At 72.8% G+C, this 6,046-nt stretch carries 7 protein-coding genes and 1 pseudogene; 4 read left to right on the top strand and 4 right to left on the bottom strand.

The annotated features are described in order from the left end of the window. Both ACRDP3_RS20510 and ACRDP3_RS20515 read left to right on the top strand, forming a co-directional pair. A pseudogene (locus ACRDP3_RS20510) lies at window positions 1-275 on the top strand (metallophosphoesterase); the annotation flags it as partial. Then, a complete protein-coding gene (locus tag ACRDP3_RS20515; protein ID WP_431518437.1) occupies window positions 272-958 on the top strand; it encodes a 4'-phosphopantetheinyl transferase family protein in 687 nt (228 codons plus the stop codon). The pseudogene ACRDP3_RS20510 and the gene ACRDP3_RS20515, both read left to right, overlap by 4 nt. On the opposite strand, the gene ACRDP3_RS20520 is transcribed toward ACRDP3_RS20515, so the two are convergent. Beyond that, window positions 955-2,112, bottom strand: a complete 1,158-nt coding sequence (locus tag ACRDP3_RS20520) for a methyltransferase (RefSeq protein WP_431518438.1) — start codon at window positions 2,110-2,112, stop codon at window positions 955-957. The genes ACRDP3_RS20515 and ACRDP3_RS20520 overlap by 4 nt on opposite strands. Window positions 2,113-2,116: 4 nt before the next feature. Then, window positions 2,117-3,067 carry an EamA family transporter gene (locus ACRDP3_RS20525; protein ID WP_431518439.1) on the bottom strand — a complete coding sequence of 317 codons (951 nt, stop codon included), beginning with the start codon at window positions 3,065-3,067 and terminating at the stop codon, window positions 2,117-2,119. A 118-nt stretch (window positions 3,068-3,185) separates the two neighbouring features. Between ACRDP3_RS20525 and ACRDP3_RS20530 the strand changes: the two genes are divergently transcribed. Further along, window positions 3,186-3,422, top strand: coding sequence for a hypothetical protein (locus ACRDP3_RS20530; protein WP_431518440.1), 237 nt, complete (start codon window positions 3,186-3,188; stop codon window positions 3,420-3,422). 64 nt (window positions 3,423-3,486) lie between these two features. Here the strand turns inward: ACRDP3_RS20530 and ACRDP3_RS20535 are convergent, their stop codons facing one another. Both ACRDP3_RS20535 and ACRDP3_RS20540 read right to left on the bottom strand, forming a co-directional pair. Further along, window positions 3,487-4,017: an NUDIX hydrolase gene (locus tag ACRDP3_RS20535; RefSeq protein ID WP_431518441.1), complete on the bottom strand. Its 531-nt coding sequence runs from the start codon at window positions 4,015-4,017 to the stop codon at window positions 3,487-3,489. Between the two features lie 88 nt (window positions 4,018-4,105). Continuing rightward, window positions 4,106-5,506 carry a transcriptional regulator gene (locus tag ACRDP3_RS20540; protein ID WP_431518442.1) on the bottom strand — a complete coding sequence of 467 codons (1,401 nt, stop codon included), beginning with the start codon at window positions 5,504-5,506 and terminating at the stop codon, window positions 4,106-4,108. Between the two features lie 228 nt (window positions 5,507-5,734). Here ACRDP3_RS20540 and ACRDP3_RS20545 point away from each other — a divergent pair. Continuing rightward, a partial coding sequence (locus ACRDP3_RS20545) for a helix-turn-helix domain-containing protein (protein ID WP_431518443.1) occupies window positions 5,735-6,046 on the top strand: 312 nt, incomplete at its 3' end.

Genomic DNA, 6,046 nt, shown 5'->3' on the forward strand with positions numbered 1-6,046 from the left:
ACCCCCTGGTGCGGGAGCCGACCGACATCCTGCATTACCCGGAGTTCGCACAGTGGTGCGGGACGGTGCACACCGCGGACTGGCACACCCGCTTCAACGTCACGGCAGTGGTCTACGGCCACCTGCACATCCCGCGGACCACGTGGCACGACGGGGTGCGCTTCGAAGAAGTCTCCATCGGCTATCCGCGCGAGTGGCGCCGCCGGGGCGGCCCGCCCGGGCCGCGCCGCATCCTGCCGCACCCGCACCCTCGGCAAGAGGAGCAGCAGCCGTGATCGGCGAACTGCTGCCGGACAGCGCGGCGAGCCACGAGACGTTCGAGGATTACGGGGAAGAGCTCCTGTACGAGGAGGAGTTGGCCCTGCTCGGCAAGGCGGTGCCGAAACGGCGACGGGAGTTCGCGACCGTACGGGTCTGCGCACGCCGCGCGCTGTCCGGTCTCGGCCGCCCGCCCGCCCCCCTGCTGCCGGGCACGCGCAACGCTCCCGTGTGGCCTGCCGGGGTGGTGGGAAGCATGACCCACTGCGACGGGTACCGGGCGGCAGCCGTGGCACGTGTCAGCGACCTGATGGCCCTCGGCATCGACGCCGAGCCCAATCTGCCGCTGCCCGAAGGCGTGCTGGGGTCGATCGCGCTGCCGGCGGAGGCCGCGTGGGCGGAGGACGCGCAGGCCGACGACGCGCGGGCCGGTCCCGTCCAGCGGGGGCGGCTGCTGTTCAGCGCAAAGGAGAGCGTCTACAAGGCCTGGTATCCGATGATGTCCACGGAGCTGGACTTCTCCGACGCACGGGTGGAGTTCACCGGTGTGGAGGCGGGCGGCGGAACCTTCACCGCTGTGCTCACCCCCGATCCGGTGACCGGCCTGGACCGCCCGGTGACCGCCTTCGCGGGCCGCTGGCTGGTGCGCTCCGGATTCATCCTCACCGCCGTCTCGGTGCGGGCCTCGTCCGGCCGCTAACGGGCAGCGAGCCGCCACAGCGAGGTGATCTCGGCCGCGCGGGCGGCGTGCAGCGGATCGTCGGGGTCGGCGGCCCGAGGGTGCCGGGGGCGGATGTCCTCGCGCCCCACGACGCGCAGGCCCGCGGCCCCGATCCAGCCGAGCAGCTCCTCGCGGGTACGCAGCTGAAGGTGCTCGGCGAGGTCGGAGAGGATCAGCCAGCCCTCCCCGTCCGCCGTGAGATGGTCCGTCAGTCCGTCGAGAAAGCCCCGCAGCATGCGGCTGCCGGGGTCGTAGACGGCGTGTTCGAGCGGCGAGGTGGGCTTGGCGGGCAGCCATGGCGGATTGCAGACGATGAGCGAGGCGCGCCCGGCGTCCGCCGCTGCCGGGAAGAGGTCCGCTTGCACGACCGTCACCCGCCCGGACGCGCCGAGCCGGTCGAGATTCGCGCGGGCGCAGGCCAGCGCGCGCGGGTCCTGGTCGGTCGCGACGATCCTGGGCACTCCTCGCCGGGCCAGCACCGCGCTGAGCACGCCGGTGCCGGTGCCGATGTCGTAGGCCAGTTCACCGGCGGGCAGTTCGGTCCGGGCCACCAGGTCGACGTACTCGCCGCGCACCGGCGAGAAGACGCCGTAGGCCGGGTGCACACGGTCACCGCCGAGCGCCGGGACCGGCACCCCCTTGCGCCGCCACTCGTGCGCTCCGATGAGGCCGAGCAGTTCGCGCAGCGCGACCAGGGAGGTCTCCTCGCCGGACTCCGGCGGCCCGTACGCCTCCGCGCACGCCTCCCGCACGTCGGGGGCGCGGCGCAGCGGCACGGCGTATCCGTGGGCGGCGTCGGAGTCCAGCGGGACCAGCAGCATGCCCAGCAGCCGGGCGCGCCGGGACTGGGCCTGCCGCTGGAGGTGGAAGTTCTCGCGCGGACCGGCGCCGGCCTTGGCGGACTTACGGTCGACCCGGCGGCGCAGTGCGGCGAGCAGCTGGCGCGCGCCCTGGAAGTCGCCGCGCCACAGGAGCGCGGTCCCCTCGCAGACCAGCTTGTAGGCGGCGTCGGCGGGCATCCGGTCGTCGGCGGGGCGGATGTGCCGGGGCGGCTTCGCCCCGCTCTCGGAACGCCACCGGGCCGACCGCTCGCCGTCGTCCTCGCTCCAGCCGACCACCTGCCGTTCACTCACCGGCTCAGCCTATGACCTGGCGGGGCTCGGTCCGTACGGGCGGAGTGCGCACCGCCCCCATGCTGGCGACGATGACCATGGCGATGGCCACCAGTTCGAGCGGCTCCAGGCGTTGTCCGAGCACCACGAACCCCGCGGTCGCCGCGGCCACCGGCATCAGGCTCATCAGCAGGGCGAAGGTGGCTGCCGGGAGCCTGCGCAGCGCGAACAGCTCCAGCGTGTACGGCACTCCGGAGGAGAGCACGGCCACCGCCGCGCCCAGCCCCAGCGTCACCGGGTCCAGCAGCGCGCTGCCGGCGTCGGCCACCCCGAGCGGCGCACTGACCAGGGCGGCGACGCCCATGGCCAGGGCGAGCCCGTCGGCCTTGGGGAAGCGGGCGCCCGTACGGGAGTTGAAGATGATGTACGCGACCCACATGACACCCGCCGAGAGCGCGAAACCGACGCCGGCGAAGTTGAGCTGCCCGAAGCCGCTGCTGCCCAGCAGCGCGACCCCGGCCAGTGCCAGCCCGGCCCACAGCAGGCTCAGCAGACGCCTTGAGGCGACGACGGACAGGACGAGCGGGCCCAGCAATTCGAGGGTGACCGCGGGACCGAGCGGGATGCGGTCGATGGCCTGGTAGAAGAGCGTGTTCATCGTGCCGAGGGCGATCCCGAGCCCGAGGACGGCTGCCCAGTCCGTACGCGGGTGGCCACGCAGCCGTGGTCGGCACACCAGCAGCATGAGCAGCGCCGAGAAGACCAGCCGGAGCGCGACGACCCCCAGTGCGCCCGCGCGCGGGAACAGCGTGGCCGCGACGGCAGAGCCGAACTGCAGCGACATGGCGCTGCCGATCACCATGCCGACCGCGCCGACCGTGCCACCGGCGTGCCCGCCCTCGGCGCTGCTGCGCGAGGTGGTGGGCCGGGATGCGGGTGCGGCGGCCCCGGTGCGGTCACGGTCACCAGAGGTCATGGACCCACGCTATGTCAGCCACTCGGCGGCGCCCGACCCGGGGAACGGGCTGATCACGGCATACGTTGGGTGACCAAGGGCACACACGGCCACGCACACATCATCAGGAGGCAGGACCATGGCGGGTTTTCTCGACAAGGCCAGGGAGCAGGCACAGCGCGGGCTGGCCCAGGGCAAGGAGAAGGTGGGGGAGGTCCAGGCGCAGCGTGCGGGCAGCGACCTGCTGCGCAAGCTGGGCGCCGCCTACTACGCGGAGCAGCGCGGCAGCGGCTCCCCCGCCGAGGTGCAGCAGGCGCTGGCGGCGCTGGAGCAGCACATCGCCCAGCACGGCGACAGCTTCCTGCGGAGCGCGTAACCGGCAGGTTCGGTCCCCGGCCGGCTCACGGCCGGGGACCGCTGGTGCCCGTCCCGGCACCAGGTCATCCGAAGCGCAGCCGGTGCAGCATCAGCAGCGCCGCCGCCGTGTTCGCCGCCGGGACCTCGCCGTCGGCGATCAGCTCCGGCGTCTCCTTGAGGGGCACCCACTCCCGCTTGTCCGACTCGAAGTCGTCCTCGGGGTGGCCGACGTAGGTGGCACCGTCCGACCAGAAGATGTGGTGCCGGGCGTCGATCAGCCCGTTGGCCGGCTCCACCGTCATCAGATGCCGCAGCGGTCCGGGCCGCCAGCCCGTCTCCTCCAGCATCTCCCGTGCGGCTCCCTCGGCGAGGTCCTCGCCCTCCTCCACCACACCCGCGGCCAGCTCCCATCCCCAGCTGTCGGTGATGAAGCGGTGCCGCCAGAGCATCAGCACCTCGTTCTTCTCGTTGACCGCGGTGGCCATCGCCACCGGCCGGAGCCGGATCAGATAGTGGTCCAGGTGGCGGCCGTCGGGAAGCAGCACGTCCGCCAGATTGACCCGTAACCACTGGTTCTCGTACACCGTGTGCTCACCCAGGTTCTTCCATCGCACGTATGTGCCCCCTTCCGGACGGAGGTTGGGCACATCCCAGCATGCTGCGGCAGCCGCCCGAGGCAAGCGCGGCGCCGGCCGCCCTCGCTCAGAGGGGCACCCGTAACGCCTCCTCGATCAGCTTCGCCGCCTCGGCGACCGGCGTCCCCGGATACCGGAGCAGATGCTCCCGCGCCCTGCGCATCCGTTGCCGCAGCAGCTGCGATTCGATGCCCTGCGCGTATTCGACCATCCGCACCGCCGCCTCCGCGGCGCGCTCCGTCGAACCGCTCCGCAGCTCCACGTCGGTGAGGGTGGCCAGCCGGTTGACCCGGCCACGCACATGGGCGGGTGCCCTGGCCGCCTCCAAGGCATACCGGCCGGCGGCTCCCAGCTCTCCGAGTACGAGCAGCGCCTCCGCCAATCGCACCTGCACAAGGCCCGGTTCGACGTAGCCGGTCTCCTCCGGCTCCTCCTCCGGGCGGATCCGGGTGGAGAACGTCTCAGCGCTGCCCATGCAGCTGTGCGCCCCCCGCCGGTCACCGAGCCGTGCGTACGCCTTCGCCTGCATCGCGTACAGGTCGGTCGCCAGGGCCGGTGTCGAGTGCGACCCGGGTGTGCGTAACACCGCCTCCGCACAGGCGATGGCGCGCCGGTTGTCTCCCAGGAACAGCGCCTGGTTGACCAGCAACGCCACGACGTAGCCGCCGAAGAGCCGGTCGCCGGAGGCCTTGCCCAGCCGCAGCGCCTGATGGAAGTAGCGCTGAGCGAGTCCTTGCGCGTCCGCGTCGTACGCGCAGATGCCGCTGACGGCGGCCAGCGAACCGGCGGCGCGGCACAGTTCACGTCCGGTGCGGTCGTCGTACCCGCCGCGCAGCAGCGGCGCCACCGCGCCGGTGAGGAAGCCGACGACGCGGGGACGCGTCACCACGCCGCCCGCGTTGCGGTACAAGTGCTCGTAGTGGCCGCGCGCCGCGTGCAGCACCGCCACGTCGACCTCCGACACCTCCCGCACACCCTCGTGCGACACGTCCAGGTCCTCGGGCGGGTTCTCCCACTCCCATACGGGCGCGACCGCCGCCGCACCCGTCAGCAGGGCGGGCCGGGCAGCCGGCCGGGCTGTCCTGCTGACGGGGGCGGCGTGCAGCTGGTCGGACCGCCAGGACAGCGCCGCCCGCTCCACGAACCGGCCCAGAGTGGCTCCCTGCCCCGCGTCCCCGTACTCCCCCGCGGCGGATTCCGATGCCGGGGACGACGAGGCCGGTGGGCCGCCCATCCCGATGTCGGCGAGGGTGAGGACGCGGCCGACCCGCGCGCCCAGCACCTCACATATCAGCTCCGGCACACTGCCGCGCGGGCGCTGCCCCTTCAACCAGCGCGCGACGGCCGTATGATCGTAACGCAGAGTGACATCAGCCTCGCGGCCGAGACGGTTGATCCGGACGGCCAGACCGGCCCGGGAGATTCCGGACTGGTCAAGCAGCACGTCCAGTTGGGTGTTGGGCTCCATGTCCGCCCTCCGGTCGAACAACCCTTGTTTCGCAGAGTAACGGACATCCGTTCACACGGGGTGTGAAAGTCCCACCTGTGCGTGCGCAGCGCACATCCTTCCGAGGAAGCGGAAGCCGCGGTTCGCTGGGTTCACTCCGCACGCGAGGCGCGTGGGGAGCACCTGAGGAGGGCCGCGAAATGAATGACCCGATCCGATTCCGTTTCGAGAGCTGCCGGGTGGTCGGCCGTGCAGCCCGCTGACCACCACCGCCGTGACCCGACACCGAACGCTCCGCTGCGCCTCCTGCTGGCGGAGACCGAGTGGACACAGGAGGCGTTCGCCCGCGCCATCGGGCGGGCGGCCGCCGAGGCGGGCGTCCGGCTGGGCTACGACCGCACCTCCGTGGCCCACTGGCTGCGCGGCGCCCGTCCGTCCCCGCGCGTGCAGGGCTTCATCGCCGAGGCCCTGTCGCGGCGACTGGGACGGCCGGTGACGGTGACGCAGCTCGGCATGGGCGACGGGCGCAGCGGCGGCCCGGGCCCCCGGGTGGCGCGGCCC

The sequence above is a fragment of the Streptomyces sp. genome (assembly GCF_050698815.1).
Lineage (GTDB): Bacteria > Actinomycetota > Actinomycetes > Streptomycetales > Streptomycetaceae > Streptomyces.